Origin of the sequence: Brevibacterium sp. LS14 (assembly GCF_012027885.1) — a bacterium.
GTDB lineage: Bacteria > Actinomycetota > Actinomycetes > Actinomycetales > Brevibacteriaceae > Brevibacterium > Brevibacterium casei.
In genome coordinates this window covers 88536-103490 of sequence record NZ_SJXG01000060.1, presented here as the reverse complement: position 1 = coordinate 103490, position 14955 = coordinate 88536, and the positions used below count along the sequence as shown (strand labels likewise).

Annotated in this window: 11 protein-coding genes; 2 read left to right on the top strand and 9 right to left on the bottom strand. The window is 68.3% G+C overall.

Annotated elements, in window-relative coordinates; genetic code table 11:
• Nucleotides 1–56: 56 nt before the first annotated feature.
• Together EZE58_RS14955 and EZE58_RS14950 are read right to left on the bottom strand one after the other, a co-directional pair.
• Nucleotides 57–1523, bottom strand: a complete 1467-nt coding sequence (locus tag EZE58_RS14955; protein WP_167560978.1) for an RNA polymerase sigma factor — start codon at nucleotides 1521–1523, stop codon at nucleotides 57–59.
• 232 nt (nucleotides 1524–1755) lie between these two features.
• On the bottom strand, nucleotides 1756–3039 hold the full coding sequence (locus tag EZE58_RS14950) for a DUF4192 family protein (protein ID WP_167560842.1): 1284 nt from the start codon (nucleotides 3037–3039) through the stop codon (nucleotides 1756–1758).
• Between the two features lie 164 nt (nucleotides 3040–3203).
• Between EZE58_RS14950 and EZE58_RS14945 the strand changes: the two genes are divergently transcribed.
• Together EZE58_RS14945 and EZE58_RS14940 are read left to right on the top strand one after the other, a co-directional pair.
• Nucleotides 3204–3995: a fused MFS/spermidine synthase gene (locus tag EZE58_RS14945; RefSeq protein WP_095376561.1), complete on the top strand. Its 792-nt coding sequence runs from the start codon at nucleotides 3204–3206 to the stop codon at nucleotides 3993–3995.
• A gap of 95 nt (nucleotides 3996–4090) precedes the next feature.
• Complete coding sequence (locus EZE58_RS14940; RefSeq protein WP_095376589.1) at nucleotides 4091–6301, top strand: UvrD-helicase domain-containing protein; 2211 nt, start codon at nucleotides 4091–4093, stop codon at nucleotides 6299–6301.
• 228 nt (nucleotides 6302–6529) lie between these two features.
• Here EZE58_RS14940 and nrdR read toward each other — a convergent pair whose 3' ends face one another.
• From nrdR to EZE58_RS14905, 7 genes are all read right to left on the bottom strand, one after another.
• Nucleotides 6530–7027, bottom strand: a complete 498-nt coding sequence (nrdR, locus tag EZE58_RS14935; RefSeq protein ID WP_063250176.1) for a transcriptional regulator NrdR — start codon at nucleotides 7025–7027, stop codon at nucleotides 6530–6532.
• A 1-nt stretch (nucleotide 7028) separates the two neighbouring features.
• Nucleotides 7029–8333, bottom strand: coding sequence for a histidinol dehydrogenase (gene hisD, locus EZE58_RS14930; protein ID WP_100227506.1), 1305 nt, complete (start codon nucleotides 8331–8333; stop codon nucleotides 7029–7031).
• Between the two features lie 39 nt (nucleotides 8334–8372).
• The gene (gene dnaE, locus EZE58_RS14925) at nucleotides 8373–11930 is read right to left on the bottom strand and encodes a DNA polymerase III subunit alpha (protein WP_167560841.1); all 3558 of its coding nucleotides are present in this window, start codon (nucleotides 11928–11930) and stop codon (nucleotides 8373–8375) included.
• Between the two features lie 121 nt (nucleotides 11931–12051).
• Nucleotides 12052–12975: an RluA family pseudouridine synthase gene (locus EZE58_RS14920; RefSeq protein ID WP_063250178.1), complete on the bottom strand. Its 924-nt coding sequence runs from the start codon at nucleotides 12973–12975 to the stop codon at nucleotides 12052–12054.
• Nucleotides 12968–13504 carry a signal peptidase II gene (locus EZE58_RS14915; RefSeq protein ID WP_009379916.1) on the bottom strand — a complete coding sequence of 179 codons (537 nt, stop codon included), beginning with the start codon at nucleotides 13502–13504 and terminating at the stop codon, nucleotides 12968–12970. The genes EZE58_RS14920 and EZE58_RS14915 overlap by 8 nt, the downstream gene beginning before the upstream one ends.
• A gap of 165 nt (nucleotides 13505–13669) precedes the next feature.
• A complete protein-coding gene (locus EZE58_RS14910) occupies nucleotides 13670–14491 on the bottom strand; it encodes a DivIVA domain-containing protein (protein ID WP_063250180.1) in 822 nt (273 codons plus the stop codon).
• A gap of 158 nt (nucleotides 14492–14649) precedes the next feature.
• Nucleotides 14650–14949 carry a YggT family protein gene (locus tag EZE58_RS14905; RefSeq protein ID WP_009379920.1) on the bottom strand — a complete coding sequence of 100 codons (300 nt, stop codon included), beginning with the start codon at nucleotides 14947–14949 and terminating at the stop codon, nucleotides 14650–14652.
• Nucleotides 14950–14955: the final 6 nt, after the last annotated feature.

The following is a 14955-nucleotide window of genomic DNA, read 5'->3' as shown; positions in this document are numbered from 1 at the left end:
GTCGGGCACGGCACCAGAAAGTGCCGTGCCCGACGTCGTCGCAGCTGTGACCGCGATCAGTCCAGGTAGTCGCGCAGGACCTGCGAGCGCGACGGATGGCGCAGCTTCGCCATCGTCTTCGATTCGATCTGGCGGATCCGCTCACGGGTGACCCCGTAGACCTTGCCGATCTCGTCGAGGGTCTTCGGCTGCCCGTCGTTGAGGCCGAAGCGCATCGAGACGACGCCGGCCTCACGCTCGGAGAGCGTGTCGAGGACCGAGTGGAGCTGCTCCTGGAGCAGGGTGAAGCTCACGGAGTCCGAGGGCACGACGGCCTCTGAGTCCTCGATGAGGTCACCGAACTCGGAGTCGCCGTCCTCGCCGAGGGGCGTGTGCAGGGAGATCGGCTCGCGGCCGTACTTCTGCACTTCGACGACGCGCTCGGGCGTCATGTCGAGCTCCTTCGCGAGCTCTTCGGTGCTCGGTTCGCGGCCGAGGTCCTGGAGCATCTGGCGCTGGACGCGGGCGAGCTTGTTGATGACCTCGACCATGTGGACCGGAATGCGGATCGTGCGCGCCTGGTCGGCCATGGCGCGGGTGATCGCCTGCCGGATCCACCACGTCGCGTACGTCGAGAACTTGAAGCCCTTCGTGTAGTCGAACTTCTCCACGGCGCGGATGAGACCGAGGTTGCCCTCCTGGATGAGGTCGAGGAAGAGCATGCCGCGGCCCGTGTAGCGCTTGGCGAGGGAGACGACGAGACGGAGGTTCGCTTCGAGGAGGTGGTTCTTCGCGATCCGCCCGTCGTGGATGATCCACTTGTAGTCCATCGTCAGGCGCGGGTCGCTCACCTCGCCCTCCTCGAGGAGGTGCTCGGCGTACATTCCGGCCTCGATGCGCTTGGCGAGGTCGACCTCCTCAGCGGCGTTGAGCAGCGCGACCTTGCCGATCTGCTTGAGGTAGTCCTTGACCGGGTCGGCGGTCGCACCGGCGGAGACGACCTGCTGGGCAGGGGCGTCGTCCTCGTCGGCGTCGGAGACGATGAAGCCGCCGGCCTCGGTGACCGCGGCGTTCTTCTCCTTCTCCTCGGAGTTCTTCGTCTCCGTCGACTCGGAGGGGCTGAGCTCGGTGGCGAGCGCATCCGCGGTCGGCTCGACCTCGTCGGTCGACTCGAGGTCCGCGTCGGACTTCTTCTTCGTGGTCGTCTCTTCGCTCGGCTCAGTGGACTTCTTCGCGGCCGTCGTCTTCTTCGCCGTTGCGGTCTTCTTCGCGGCGGTCTTCTTCGCCGGTGCCTTCTTCGTCGCCTCGGTCGTCGCCGAATCGGTGTCGCCGGCGGGGGCCTTCTCCGCCGCCTTCTTGGCCGTGGTCCTCTTCGCCGTCGTCGACTTCGCGGTCGTCTTCTTCTCGGCCGTCGACTTCTTCGCCGCCGTCGTCTTCGCTCGCGTGGTCGTCGACGTCTTCGTCGCCTTCTTCCCCTTCGCCGCTGTGGTCGTGGAGCCGCCCGTGGACGCCGTCGCGGACGTGGCCTCGGACTCCTCAGTCACCGTTTTCCTGTCGACTGTCGGCACGTGTACACCTTTCGCGAGCGTTCATACTTCCCGATTGCACCAGGACACTACTAAGACCCTTGTCAAGAGGGCGCAGAGTTCGTGCCCGCGGGGACGATCGCAGAACTGTCCCACTATGCAATGACAGGGTCAACGCACAATCCTCGCACGTTATTCCGTGTCCTGTCCATTCCGCGGCCGGTTCCTGCCGGCGCGGCGTCCCGCCGCGTCAGAGGTCGCGTGCTCCCCGCGGTTCGGGCATGAGCCACTGCGGGAGGAACCCCTGACCGATCGCCGAGACGAGGAGTTCGGCCAGCGAATGGTGCGGGTCGTGGTCGAGCGCGGCGAACGCGTACTGCTCGGCCAGGGTCGATCCGCCGAGCGACCAGTGGAACCACGCGATCACTCCGTAGGCGGTCGCGAGCGTCTCGGGACCGGACCAGTGGACGTACGCCTCGCACAGGTCGATGGCGAGCAGGATGTCGCGGGGCTGCGGGGCGCGCGCGGACAGGCCGATCATCTGCTCGGCGGCCAGCCGCGAGGCCCCGGCGCGGCGGGCCGCGCGGGCGAGCTCGGCCGGGGCGAGGCGGCACATCCGCTTGGGGAGGAAGTCGGGGTGGTCGAAGCTGAGGATCATCTCGAGGGCGTCGCGCGACCACTTCGCCGCGAGCAGGCGGTCGAAGGCGCAGACCACGTCGGGGGTCATGAGCGCCTCGAGTCGCTCCCGGTCGAAGGCCTCGGTCCCCGCCCGCATCTCGAGCAGGGTCGGATAGATCTCGCCGAGGCGGCCGAAGCTCTCCTCGACGCTCGGGCGGGGATCGGCGGCGCCGCTGCGGTACTCGGCAGCCGCCTCGGCGTCCACCGGTCGGACGACGAGGTCCGCGGGCCCGGCGGCCGGGGCGGATCCGGTCGAGACGAGCTCGGTCGCGCACGCCGAGGACTGGGCGAGGGCGATGTCGGTGCCGGGATCCTCGCCGTCGTCGATGCGACCGAAGCGTCCGCCGCTCACCCACCACGCGCTCAGGGTCGCGATGCCCGCATCGCCGAGCGCCGTCGCCATCTCATCGGTCGCGGCGCGCACGAGTCCGCGGTGCAGTCCCGCATAGTCCTCATCGAACCAGTCCTCGTCGGCATCGTCGTCGCAGACGCTGTCCCCGCCGGCACCGTCCCCGAACCCGACACGATCGCCGACCCCGTCCCCGTGCCCACGGGTCGGCCCGAAGCGCTCGGGGACGGCACCGGCGGGGATGTAGTCGTCGTCGTAGAGGATGAGGAAGACCCCGCTCGGCGCACACGCCCGGCACACGAGATCGCGCAACCACTCACCTCCCTCCGCGAGCGTCATCGCAGCCGTCTCGAGGTCGAAGTCGACGCGCATCGTCGTCCCGCACGACTGCACGCCGTCGCCGTCGGTGACGACGAGGATGGCGACGAGGCTGCTCGCCGGGGTGTATCCAAGGGTGTGCGGCACGATCCCGATGAGATCCTCGGCCGTCTTCGCTGGCGTGTCCATGCCCACAGTCGACTCCCCCGTCCCGGCCGTGCGCCAGAGCCGCGGTCCCGGCTGTGGACGGAGCCTGGCCGTGCACAGGCCGAGCGCACACGAGTCGGCGTCGCCGTCCACACGCGCCCGGGCGGCGAATTGCCCTCGGCGGCGAACTGGCATAGAAGTGAGGGGTGGCGAAGAGACGGATATTCACAGCCCCGAGCACACAGGTCGTTCCGATCGCAACCGGGGAGGCCCGGCTGGAGAAGGTCGACGGAGAACCCGACAGCTACGTCCTCCACGTCAACGGCGTGCCGTCGTCGTCGATCACGCTCAGCGATCCCGCCAGGCTCGACTTCGAATACCTCGACTGGATGTCACGGATCATCGAGGCCGCCCTTCCCGACGGCTCGCTGCGGGCGATCCACCTCGGTGCCGCAGGCTGCGCGCTGGCCCGCGCGCTCGATGCCCGCCGACCCGGCTCACGACAGACGGCGATCGACATCGACCCCGTGCTCATCGAGCATGTCCGGACCTGGTTCGCCCTTCCCCGCTCCCCCGCCCTGGCGCTGCGCGCCGGGGACGCCGCCGAGGAGATCGCGGCCTTCCGCGACGACACCGCCGACGTCATCGTCCGTGACGCGTTCTCCCACGACTCCGTTCCCGAGAGCCTGCAGACCCCGGGGTTCTATGCCGAATGCGCTCGCGTCCTGCGCCCCGCAGGCCTCTTCCTCGCCAATGTTCCCGATTCCGGCGACCATCGGGTGCTGCGGGCCGAGCTCGAAGCCGCCGGCTCGGCGTTCTCCCATGTCGCCGCCGCCTCCGAGTCCGGGGTCCTCAAAGGCAGGCGCCGCGGCAACGTCGTCGTCGCCGCGGCACAGGAGCCGTTGCCGGATTCGGCGCTCGACCGTTCGCTGCGCACGGCGGCGACGATGGCGCGGTGGCTGAGCGCAGAGGAGCTGCGCGCCCGATTCGGCAGGTGAGCACCTCAGTGACGGCGAACACACCGTCCAGGTGACGGCCCGACTACTCCCGTCGCCCAAAGTTCGGCATAATTGAATGCCGATTGGAAGGTGAGATGAGCGAGACTTCAGAAATCCGCGTCGAACAGAGCAAGCTCGACGAACTCTACGCACGACTCGACGAGCTGCGCGATGAGACCACCGCCCGTCTGGGGACCGTCCGGATCTCCGAGGTCGGGGGAAACCACCAGCACCGCAGCGAACGCGACGCCTTCGCCACCCTGTACGAGGACCAGCTCATCCGCCTCAACAGCGCTGAGGACGGACTGTGCTTCGGTCGCCTCGACTTCAGGGACTCGGACGAACCGAGCTACATCGGGCGCATCGGACTCACCGACGCCGACCGCAAGCAGATCCTCATCGACTGGCGCGCTCCCGCATCCGAGCCCTTCTACCAGTCGACCGCGGCGAACCCGGAAGGCGTCGTGCGCCGCCGCCACCTCGTGACGAAGAACCGCCGGGTCACCGATGTCGAGGACGACGTCCTCGACATCGACGCGCTCGACGACTCCCAGCGCTCGGCGCTCCAGGGTGAGGGCGCCCTCATCGCCGCACTCACCACGCATCGGACGGGCCGGATGGGTGACATCGTCGCGACCATCCAGGCCGAGCAGGATGCGATCATCCGCCAGCCCCTCCAGGGCGTCCTCGTCGTCCAGGGAGGACCGGGCACCGGCAAGACCGCCGTCGCCCTCCACCGCGCCGCGTACCTCCTCTATCGGCACCGCGAGCGGATCGCGAAGTCCGGCGTCCTCCTCGTCGGCCCCTCTCCGGTGTTCCTCAAGTACATCGAGAAGGTCCTGCCCAGCCTCGGCGAGACCGGTGCGCTGCTGCTCACCCCCGGACAGCTCTACCCGGGTCTCGACACCGAGATCTCCGACGATCCCGTCGTCGCCGAGATCAAGGGACGCTCCGCGATGGCGAGAGTGCTCGCCCACCACATCGCCAACTACGAGCGGGTGCCCGAGCACGACGAACGGCTCCGGGTGGGAGCCCACACGGTGCTCCTGCGCCGCAAGGACGTGCGCTCGGCCAGGGAGCGCGCCCGCCGCAGCGGGGACCCCCACAACGCAGCGCGCACCGGCTTCGTCTCGGGCCTGCTCAAGACCCTCGCCGAGGACCTCGCCGTGCAGATGGGACTCGACGGCGCGGGCGAGCGGCTGCCGGAGCTCCTCGACGAGCTGCGCTCCGCCGTCGACGTCCGCCGCGCGCTCAATCTCGCGTGGTTCCCCATCAGCCCCGGCGATGCCCTCCGCGCGCTGCTGACCAAACCCCACAAACTCGAGGCTGCTGCGGCAGGCGTGCTCACCCCGGACGAGCAGGCAGAGCTCATCCGCCCGGTCGACGCGCCGCTGACGATCGAGGACGCTCCCCTCCTCGACGAGCTCGCGGAGCTGCTCGGCTCGACCCCGCAGCAGACCGCGGCCCGGGACGAATCCGCCCGGGAGTACGCCGAGGCCGTCGTCGACATGACCGAGACCTCGTCGATCGTCAGCGCCGAGACCCTCGCCGCGCGGTGGGCCGAGGAGGGACCGGCGACGACGCTCGCCGAACGCGCGATCGAGGACCGGGAATGGACGTACGGCCACCTCGTCGTCGACGAGGCCCAGGAGCTCTCGCCGATGCAGTGGCGGGTCCTCTTCCGCCGCGTGCCCTCGAAGTCGGCGACCCTCGTCGGCGACCTCGCGCAGGCCTCGCACAGCGACAGCTCCCGGACCTGGGGATCGATCCTCTCCGAGTTCGTCGGCGACCGCTTCGCCCTCGAGGTCCTCACCGTCTCCTACCGCACCCCGCAGGCGGTGATGGATCTCGCCAACTCCTACCTCCACCGCCACTTCCCGCAGCTCGAGCTCGTCGAGTCCGTGCGTCAGGGCGGGCACCCGCCGAGGCTGGTGTCCTATCCCGACACCGCGGCCGTCATCGCGGGCCTCCCCGAGGCGACCGCGGAGGAGGTCGATGCCGTCGCGGGTGGGAAGATCGCCGTCATCGCCCCCGAGGTCCTTCTCGATTCCGTCGCCGAGGTGCTCGCGGGCTTCGACGTCGGGCGCTCGGCGGCCGGGCTCGACCATCAGATCGCGGTGATCACCCCGCAGCAGGCCAAGGGCCTCGAGTTCGATTCGGTGCTCATCGTCGAGCCGGGGCTCATCGCGCCCGTGGGCGGCGACGAGGGTGTCGGCGCGCTCTACGTCGCGCTCACCCGCACGACGGACCGCCTCGGCGTGCTCGCCGCCGCACCGACGGAGCTCGCCGAACTCGGTCTCGACTGACACGAAGTCCCCACGCGACGACCATGGTCGTTGCGTGGGGACTTCTTCTGCTCTCACCAGCACGAACGGCCGGAATCGCCGCTCACTGCCCGGGAACGTAGAAGGCCGCTTGACGGTTCGGCTTCCCCTCCGAACCGCAAGCGGCCACGCACCATAGGCGCGCACTGACAATGGTACACAACTATGGACGTGATCGCGGAATCCCGGGCGAGATTTTCCGAAGAATCTTCAGTCCTCGAAGTCCTCGGGCACCGCTTGACGTGAATCGCCGGAGCGCAGGGCCGCATCGGCGCGCAGCGAATCGATCGCCGCTTCGAAGTCCTCGAGCGAATCGAAGCCCTGATAGACGCTCGCGAAGCGCAGGTAGGCGACCTGGTCGAGTTCGCGCAGCGGTTCGAGGATGCTCAGCCCGACCTCGTCCGCGTCGATCTCCGCGATCCCCTTCGAGCGGATGTCCTCCTCGACCTTCTGGGCGAGCTTCGCAAGGTCGTCGTCGCCGACCGGGCGGCCCTGGCAGGCCTTGCGGACGCCGGACATGATCTTCTGGCGGGAGAACTCCTCGGTCACGCCGGAGCGCTTGATCACCGACAGGCTCGTCGCCTCCATCGTCGTGAAGCGGCGTCCGCAATGGCGGCACTGCCTCCGACGGCGGATCGCCGCCCCGTCCTCGCTCGTCCGCGAATCGACCACCCGGGAATCGGACTCCCGGCAGAATGGACAGCGCATATCACTCCTCGAAGCGGATGGCCACGGCACGTCCGTGGGCCGGAAGGTTCTCGGTCCGCGCGAGCGCCACGACATGGTCCCTGACCTCGCCGAGCGCCGGACGCGAATAGTCGATGACCTGGCTGACCTTGAGGAACGAATGGACGCCGAGACCCGAACCGTGGGCGGCGGTGCCCATGGTCGGGAGCACGTGGTTCGATCCTGCACAGTAGTCGCCGAGCGAGACCGGAGCGTACGGGCCGACGAAGACCGCTCCCCCGTTGACGATCCGTGCGGCCACGGCGCGGTCGTCGGCGGTGTGGATCTCGACGTGCTCACCGGCGTAGGCGTTGACGACGGTGATCGCGTCGTCGAGGTCGTCGACGAGGACGAGGGCGGACTGGCTGCCGGCCAGGGCCGTGCGGATCCGCTCGGCATGGGCGGCCTCCGGGACCTGCCGCTCGAGCTCGGCCTCCACCGCCTCGAGCAGGGGCTGCGAGTCGGTGACGAGCACGGAAGCGGCGAGTTCGTCGTGCTCGGCCTGGCTGATGAGGTCGGCTGCGACGAAGGCCGGATCGGCCGTGGCATCGGCGAGGACGATGATCTCGGTCGGCCCGGCCACGGCGTCGATGCCCACGTGCGAGCGTACGAGCGACTTCGCCGCGGCGACGTAGGCGTTGCCGGGGCCGGTGATGAGGTCGACCGGTTCGAGCACCTCGGCGTCGTCGAAGCCGTAGGCCAGCGCCCCGATCGCCTGCGCTCCGCCCATCGCCCACACCTCGTCGACGCCGAGCATGTGGGCGGTGGCGAGGACCACCGGGTGCGGGAGGCCGTCGGCCTGGGGAGGGCTGGCGATCGCCAGCGACTGGGCACCTGCGGCCTGCGCGGGGACGACGTTCATGACGACCGTCGACGGGTAGACGGCGAGTCCGCCGGGGACATAGAGGCCGACGCGTTCGATGGGCAGGCTGCGGGTGGTCACCTCGGCTCCGGGACCGAGTTCGGTCCGGACGTCGGTGGGCACCTGGTCGGCAGCGACGCGGCGGGTGCGCTCGATCGTCTCCTCAAGCGCGGCCCTGACCTCGGGGTCGAGGTCGGCCGCCGCCTGCGCGAGCGCCTCGGCGGGCACCCGCAGCGTCTCCGGACGGACTCCGTCGAAGCGTTCGGTGAGGTCGGCGACGACACTCGAGCCGCCGACTGCGACGGAGTCGAGGAGCTCGGCGACCCGCCGTTCGACGTCGGCATGGGTCTCCGCCGCCCGAGGCAGTCGCTGCCGGAGGAATCGTCGGCTCAGGGTCTCACCGCGGAAGTCGAGAATGTTCACCAGACCATTCTAGTCCCGCGGTCGCGGGCTCCCGACGCCGCATCAGGCGCTGAGGCAGCGGGAGCCGAGGAGTGCCTTGAGGTCGCCGTAGAGGCTCGGGTTCGGGTCGACGCGGATCGACCGGTCGAGACGCATGACGGTCTGCCGGCCGGGCTGGGTGAGGACGAGGTGGACGTCCGTGTGGCCCTTGTTCGCTTCGAGGATGCGCCGCAGCTTCTCGGCCATCTCCTCGGTCGCCTTCTCCATCGGCACGATGAGGTTGAGCGGCCGGTCGCCGGGATCCGTGATGTCGGGGATCGTCATCGACATCGCCATGAGCGAGGTCGGCCGGTCGTCGGACTGACGGATCCGCCCGGTCAGGGAGATGACGAGGTCGGTGGCGAGCAGGCTCGCGACCGGTTCGTACGTGTCTCCGAAGAACATCACCTCGACCTCGGCGTCGAGGTCCTCGAGCGTGACGATCGCGTACGGCTTGCCGGAGTTCTTCGACACCTTCCTCGTGACCTGGGTGATCATCCCGCAGACCTTGATCTGCGAACCGTCGGGGCGGTGCGATTCGGGGTCGACCACCTCGGCGATGGAGGCATCGGACTCTGCGGCGAGCACCCCTTCGAGGCCGTTGAGGGGATGGTCGGAGACGTAGAGGCCGATCATGTCGCGTTCGAACGCGAGCTTCTCCTTCTTCTCCCACTCGGGGCGGTCGGGGATCGCGACGGAGAAGCTCGGCCCGTCGTCGCCGCCGTCGAGGCCGGCGAAGAGGTCGAACTCGCCGATCGCCTCCTTGCGCTTGACGCCGATGACCGAGTCGACGGCCTCCTCATGGACCTCGACGAGGGAGCGGCGGGTGTGTCCGAGCGAATCGAAGCCTCCGGCCTTGATGAGCGATTCGATCGTGCGCTTGTTGCACACGTGGCTCGGGACCTTGTCGAGGAAGTCGGTGAACGAGGTGTACGAGCCCTTCTCCTCACGCGCGGCGACGATGCCGTCGACGACGTTGCCGCCGACGTTGCGCACCGCGCCCATGCCGAAGCGGATGTCCTCGCCGACCGGGGTGAAGTGGAGTGCGGACTCGTTGACATCGGGCGGGAGCACCGTGATCCCGAGGCGGCGGCACTCGTTGAGGTAGATCGCGAGCTTGTCCTTGTTGTCGCCCACCGAGGTGAGCAGGGCCGCCATGTATTCGGCCGTGTAGTGCGCCTTGAGGTAGGCCGTCCAGTAGGAGACGACTCCGTAGGCCGCGGAGTGGGCCTTGTTGAACGCGTAGTCGGAGAAGGGCAGGAGGATGTCCCAGAGCGCCTGCGCGGCGGCCTCGGAGTATCCGCGCTCCTTCATGCCCCCGAAGAAGCCGACCTGCTGCTTGTCGAGCTCGGCCTTCTTCTTCTTGCCCATCGCGCGCCGGAGGATGTCGGCCTGACCGAGCGAGTAGCCGGCGACCTTCTGCGCGATCGCCATCACCTGCTCCTGGTAGATGATGAGGCCGAAGGTCGTGTCGAGGATCTCCTTGAGCGGTTCGGCGAGCTCCGGATGGATCGGGGTGACCTCCTGGAGGCCGTTCTTGCGCAGGGCGTAGTTCGTGTGCGAGTCCGCACCCATCGGGCCTGGACGGTAGAGGGCCAGCGTCGCCGAGATGTCCTCGAAGTTGTCGGGCTTCATCATCCGCAGCAGCGCGCGCAGGCCGCCGCCGTCGAGCTGGAAGACGCCGAGCGTGTCCCCGCGGGTGAGGAGTTCGTAGGCGCCCCGGTCGTCGAGCTCCAGGTGTTCGAGATCGAGGTCGAAGTCCCGGTTGGCTTTGATGTTCTCGACGGCGTCGGAGATGATCGTGAGGTTCCGCAGACCGAGGAAGTCCATCTTGATCAGCCCGAGGCCCTCTGAGGTCGGGTAGTCGAACTGGGTGATGACCTGGCCGTCCTGGAAGCGGCGCATGATCGGGATGACGTCGATGATCGGGTCCGAGGACATGATGACGCCGGCCGCGTGGACGCCCCACTGGCGCTTGAGTCCCTCGAGGCCCTTCGCCGTCTCGAACGTCTCCTTCGCCTCGGGGTCGGTGGCGACGAATTCGCGGAACTCCCCGGCCTCCTTGTACCGCTTCGACTCGGGGTTCTCGATGTCGGCGAGCGGAATGTCCTTGGCCATCTCCGCCGGCGGCAGGGCCTTCGTCAGCCTCTCGCCGAGGGAGAACGGCTTGCCGAGCACCCGGGCGGAGTCCTTGAGCGCCTGCTTCGTCTTGATCGTGCCGTAGGTGACGATCATCGCCACCCTCTCGTCGCCGTACTTCCGGGTGACGTACTCGATGACCTCCCCGCGGCGACGATCGTCGAAGTCGACGTCGAAGTCGGGCATGGACACACGGTCCGGGTTGAGGAAGCGCTCGAAGAAGAGTCCGTGCTGGAGCGGGTCGAGATCGGTGATGCGCATCGCGTAGGCGACCATCGATCCGGCACCCGAGCCACGGCCTGGCCCGACCCGGATGCCGTTGTCCTTCGACCAGTTGATGAAGTCGGCGACGACGAGGAAGTAGCCGGGGAAGCCCATCGAGATGATGATGTCGAGCTCGTAGTCCGCCTGCTTGCGCACGTCGTCGGGGATGCCGTCGGGGTACCGGTATTCGAGGCCCTTCTCGACCTCCTTGATCAGCCACGACGTCTCGTCCTCGCCGGGAGGGCACGGGAACTTCGGCATGTAGTTCGCCGAGGTGTCGAAGGAGACCTCGCACTTCTCCGCGATCTCCAGGGTGTTGTCGCAGGCTTCGGGCATCTCGCGGAAGAGCGCCCGCATCTCCGCCGGCGTCTTGAGGTAGTAGCCGGAACCGGAGAAGGCGAAGCGGGACCCGCCCTGGTCGTAGGTGGGTTCGATGAGCTTCGAACCCGACTGGATGGCGAGCAGCGCCTCGTGCGCCTTCGCATCGGATTCGTGGGTGTAGTGGAGGTCGTTCGTGGCCACGAGCGGGATGTCCATCTCTCCGGCAAGGCGGAGCAGATCCTTGGTCACCCGCTTCTCGATCGAGAGCCCGTGGTCCATGAGTTCGCAGTAGTAGTTCTCGGCCCCGAAGATCTCCCGGTACTTGCCCGCCGCGGCCTTCGCCTCGTCGTACTGGCCCAGGCGCAGTCGGGTCTGGATCTCGCCCGAGGGGCAGCCGGTGGTGGCGATGAGGCCCTGGGAGTAGTTCTGCAGGAGGTCGAGGTCGAGACGGGGCCATTTCGCGGTGACGGAGTCGAGGGAGGCATGCGAGGAGGCCTTGAAGAGGTTGCGCATGCCCGTGTTGTCCTTCGACAGCAGGGTCATGTGCGTGTAGAGGCCGCCGCCGGAGAGGTCGTCGGACTTCTGCGATTCGTCGGTGCGCCACTTCACCCGGGTCTTGTCGGTCCGGTCGGTGCCGGGAGTGACGTAGGCTTCGACGCCGATGATCGGCTTGATGTCGGCCTTGGTCGCCTGCGACCAGAAGTCGAAGGCTCCGAAGAGGTAGCCGTGGTCGGTCGTCGCGATGGCCGACATCCCCGAGGCCTTCGTCGCCGCCATGAGGTCGCCGAGGCGGGCCGCCCCGTCGAGCATCGAGTACTCGGTGTGGACGTGGAGATGGACGAAATCGTCGTTCGGCACGGGCTGCCTTCCCTCGGATGCGGGCCTGTCTGCCCACCCAGCTTAGACCATGCCGGGGACACGGCTGAGGTGATCTCGGCGACCCCGAAGGACACCGGTCGGGGCCCCGTCCGGGCGTGTCTCAGCCCTGGCGGATCGTGTCGAGAGCGTGCTGGAGATCGTCGGGGTATTCGCTCTCGAATTCGACCCACTCCCCCGACTCCGGGTGGTGGAAGCCGAGGCCCACGGCGTGCAGCCACTGCCGCTGCAGCCCGAGGTCCTTCGCGAGCACGGGATCGGCCCCGTAGGGCAGGTCCCCGGCGCACGGGTGCTTGAGAGCGGAGAAGTGGACGCGGATCTGGTGCGTCCGCCCGGTCTCGAGGTGGATCTCGAGGAGTGCCGCCCGCCGGTGGGCTTCGATGACCTCGTAGTGGGTGATCGCGTGCTTGCCCTCGCTGTGGACCGCGTAGAGCCCGTCGTGGCGCGGATGTCGGGCGATGGGGGCGTCGATGGTTCCGAGCACGGGGTCGGGCAGGCCTTGGACGAGCGCGTGGTAGGTCTTCGACACGGTCCGATCCTTGAAGGCGCGTTTGAGCACGCTGTAGGCGTATTCGCTCTTCGCGACGACCATGAGTCCCGAGGTGCCGACGTCGAGGCGCTGGACGATGCCCTGCCTCTCCGATGCGCCGGAGGTCGCGATCCTGAAGCCGGCCGCCGCGAGGCCGCCGACGACCGTGGGCCCGGTCCACCCGATCGCGGGATGGGCGGCGACCCCGACCGGCTTGTCGACGACGACGAACGAGTCGTCGTCGTGGACGATGCGCATCCCCGGCACGGGGTCGGCGACGACCTCGAGCGGGCGCTTGGGTTCGGGCAGCGTGACGTCGAGGCGGGCGCCGGAGGTGACACGGTCGGACTTGCCGACGGGACTCCCGTCGAGTTCGACCCCGCCGTCGGCGCAGATGTCGGCGGCGGCCGTGCGGGAGAGTCCCAGCAGCTTCGACAGGGCCGAGTCGACCCGCTGCCCGTCGAGGCCCTCGGGGACGAGGATCGAGCGCTCAGTCATGGAGGTCCTCCTTGGTCCTCTCCTCGCTGCGCCGATGCGAGCCGTCGAGTTCGATCCCGCGGATGCTCGCGATGACGAGGGTGACCGCTGCCGCGGAGATCGCGATGTCGGCGAAGTTGCAGATGAAGAGCGAGAGGTCGATGTAGTCGACGACGGCGCCGCGGAGGAAGCCGGGCTGACGGAAGAGCCGGTCGACGAGGTTGCCGAAGAGTCCGCCGAGCAGCATCCCCAGACCGATCGCCCAGACGCGGGAGCCGAGCTTGCGCGACATCACGAGGATCGCAGCGAAGACGGCGATGGCGATGAGCGGGAAGATCCACGTCACTCCGGAGCCGAGTCCGAGTGCGGCGCCGGGATTGCGGTAGAAGGTGAATCCGGCGAGTGAGCCGATGACGGGGATCGGCGGCTGGCCCTCGAGGAAGGTCACGGCGAGGAATTTGAGCACCTGGTCGATGACGAGGATTCCCGCGGCCAGGCCGAAGAGGATGACGAGCAGCCGCCGTCGCGGCTCCGGGCGGTGATCGTTCATTCGGATCATTCTAGCCGACCCGACCGACCGGAATGTGCCGCCGCGGCACCGGACGAATGTGCACCGGCTGAGAGTTCCGCGGACTCCCTGAGACCGCGGTCTGCGCGGAGACGACGCTGGGGCCGGACGACATCGGTCGTCCGGCCCCAGCGAGGCGCTCGGAGATCAGAGCTTGTGGTTCGAGGAACCGAACGAGTTGCCGTCGAGGGTCTCGGGAGCGAGGCTCGTCGAGTTCTCGAGGTCACGCAGCTGATCGTTGAGGTAGCTCTTCAGACGCGTGCGGTACTGGCGCTCGAAGTTCGACAGCTGGTCGATCGAACGCTCGAGCTGGGACTTCTGCGTCTCGAGGCTCGACAGGGTCTCGTCGCGCTTCGCCTCGGCCTTGCCGACGATGTCCTGTGCTTCCTTCTCCGCACCCTTGATGAGTTCGGCGCGCTTGCGCTCACCTTCGGCGACGTGCTCGTCGTGGACCCGCTGGGCCAGCGCGATGAGTCCGTGCGAGTCGTTGCCGCCCGCGGCGGCGGCACCGGCACCGGCGCCCGCTGCACCAGCGGCGGCGGCCGGGGCCGCGGCGGAGACGGCGGGAGCGGAGTCGTTCGTCTTCGGAGCCGGGGCGGCTTCCTTGACGACCGGGGCCTTGGGTTCGTCGGCGGCGGGAGCAGACGGAGCCTCGGGAGCCTTCTCGGCCTTCGGGGCGGGAGCGTCCTTGGACGAGTCCGGCGCAGGAACGGCGGCGGGCATGGCCTGAGTGGCGTCGATGTCACCCGCGGGCGCGGCCTTGGCGGAGCCGCCACCGGCTTCGAGCTCCTTGACGCGCTGTTCGGCGGCCGAGAGCTTCTGACGCAGTTCGTCGTTCTCCTGGTAGAGACGGCGGAGCTCGACGACGACCTCGTCGAGGAAATCGTCGACCTCGTCCTGGTCGTATCCGTCGCGGAACTTCACATGCTGGAACCGCTTGTTTACTACGTCTTCAGGCGTGAGCGCCATGAGGTCACCTTTGGTCGATCTGCATTCATTTCACTGCCGCCCACATGGGACGGCTTCAACGTCACATTAGCGTAACACCTGCCGCTTTGTCGTGCAGAAATGCTCCGCCACGCCGAACTGGGCGAACTTCTCCGCCCGTCAGGTCCCCTGCCGCAGTCTCACACGCCCGAGCGCGAGAGCCCGAAGAGGAACGAGGCGATGATCTGGATGCCGATGAGGAGGACGATGAACCCGAGATCGAGCGAGATCTGCCCCAGGCGCAGCGGAGGGATGACCTTCCGCAGGAGCTTGAGCGGCGGATCCGTGAGCGTGTAGACGATCTCGGCGAGGACGAGGAAGAAGCCCTGCGGCTTCCAGTCGCGGGAGAAGACCTGCACGAGATCGAGCACGACTCGGGCGAGCAGCACGTACACGTAGAGGCTGAGTGCCGTGCCGAGGATGTAGAAGATGATGGCCACGTGGGA